The sequence below is a fragment of the Italian clover phyllody phytoplasma str. MA1 genome (assembly GCF_000300695.1).
Classification (GTDB): Bacteria; Bacillota_I; Bacilli_A; order Acholeplasmatales; family Acholeplasmataceae; genus Phytoplasma.
Map to the genome: position 1 here is coordinate 1 of NZ_AKIM01000163.1, position 490 is coordinate 490.

1 protein-coding gene is annotated in these 490 nt (G+C 26.9%); it reads right to left on the reverse strand.

What is annotated here, in order from left to right:
* Positions 1 to 12 precede the first annotated feature (12 nt).
* On the reverse strand, positions 13 to 490 hold a 478-nt coding region (locus RI01_RS03130), incomplete at its 5' end, for a DDE-type integrase/transposase/recombinase (RefSeq protein ID WP_017193216.1).

Genomic DNA, 490 nt, shown 5'->3' on the forward strand with positions numbered 1-490 from the left:
TCAACTAAAAATTTATCTTAAACTTTGCGCATATTGGATAGGTGAAAGATAGTTTAATTTAGCTAAAAGCCATTTTTTATTCCAAAAAGCAGGAAATTGATTAATTATGTTTTTTATTTTTGCTGAAGATTTTTGGAATAAAAAAGGATCGCGATAAAATAAAATGCTTTTCATTTGACTGAATAAGTTTTCAATGACCGCATTATCTCTAGGTGTTGCTTTACGTGACATACTAATTGAAAATCCTTTTTTGGTTAAGGTTTGTTGAACTTTTAAAGATTGATAAACTGAACCTTGGTCAGAGTGGATAATACAAGGTTTTTTTAGTTGAGGAAGTTTTTTGATAGTATTTAAAACTAAAACTTTATTTTGGTGATTAGAAACATGATAAGAGAATAATTGATTGTTAAAAGAGTCGATAATACAAGAAAAATATAAAAAACCTTGGGGAGTTTTGAAATAAGTGATGTCGGTAAATAGTTTTTTCATT